The organism is Vreelandella indica (genome assembly GCF_037070225.1).
GTDB classification, from domain to species: domain Bacteria; phylum Pseudomonadota; class Gammaproteobacteria; order Pseudomonadales; family Halomonadaceae; genus Vreelandella; species Vreelandella arctica.
In genome coordinates, this window is sequence record NZ_JBANSO010000097.1 from 1 (window position 1) to 1,031 (window position 1,031).

Consider the following 1,031-nt stretch of genomic DNA (forward strand, 5'->3'; position numbering starts at 1 on the left):
GTGTATCTGAACGACGGAAAGTGGTTAAAAAGTAGGCAATTTAAGATGTACCAATAGGTTTTTAATAGCATGGCGGCCTGGGTGCGGTACTTGCTGAGGTGCTATGAGAAATCCGGGCTAGGTATCAAAGCTTCAGATAATCTCGTAAATGCCAGTTATGTTTTAGTTGTAGAGGGCGGAGATGATGTGATTTCGTTAAAAGCAATTTTATCTGCTGAGAGTGAAATAATTAAGAAGGCCATAAGTAGTCATGTTTTAGTTGTAGATGAAATTGGGGGCGCCGGTAATTTATCCTATAAGTTAACTCTTCTCAGTAATTCGCTGTGTGTTTATCATACTTTTTTGGATAATGATGAAGCAGGCCGAGCTGCGTACGACAAGGCTGAAGCAGATGGGATTATTTCTAATAGGAGAAATACATTTGTTACTTGTAATGGCGCCCAGAATACAGAGTTCGAAGATTGTTTAAAACTTGATGTTTATCGTGATCAGATAATCGAAGGCTTTGGTGTTGACCTAAATCAGCCAGCATTTAGGAGTAACAAAAAATGGTCTGAGCGCGTTAAATCAGCATTTCTAAATGATGGAAAACGATGGAGTGATACAGTTGAGTCTCAGGTTAAGTATGCCGTTGCAGAAGCAGTTAAAGCCAACCCTTTAAATGCTTTAAATGAACACAAGAGAAATTCTGTAGATGCATTGATTACCAGTATTGAAAAGTTATTGAGTTAACAATGCATTGCAGCGGACAAGCCGCTGAATGCGGCGTTATATTAGTAAGCGAGCCACTAACCACATCTAGGCAGATTTCGCTTAGACCGGTAATGTCTCTTTCCACTGCCAGGGCAACAGCGTGTTGAGGTCATCATCGTCGAGGGTGGGCAGGGTCGCGAAGACATACTGCAAGTAATCGTAAGGCGAGAGACCATTGGCTTTGGCGGTTTCGATCAGGCTGTAGATCGCCGCGCTGGCATGAGCGCCGCTCGGAGTATGGCTGAACAGCCAGTTTTTACGGTTATGGAAACACTTCC

At 42.8% G+C, this 1,031-nt stretch carries 2 protein-coding genes; one reads left to right on the top strand and one right to left on the bottom strand.

From position 1 onward, the window contains the following. The first annotated feature begins 69 nt into the window (after positions 1-69). Complete coding sequence (locus V8L71_RS20670) at positions 70-732, top strand: hypothetical protein (RefSeq protein WP_336275345.1); 663 nt, start codon at positions 70-72, stop codon at positions 730-732. Between the two features lie 81 nt (positions 733-813). Here V8L71_RS20670 and V8L71_RS20675 read toward each other — a convergent pair. Next, the coding region (locus tag V8L71_RS20675) for a transposase domain-containing protein (RefSeq protein WP_336275346.1) at positions 814-1,031 on the bottom strand (218 nt) is incomplete at its 5' end.

Coding starts and splice junctions, on each gene's coding strand:
- V8L71_RS20670 (WP_336275345.1), top strand. CDS start 70: ATGGCGGCCTGGGTGCGGTACTTGCTGAGGTGCTATGAGAAATCCGGG.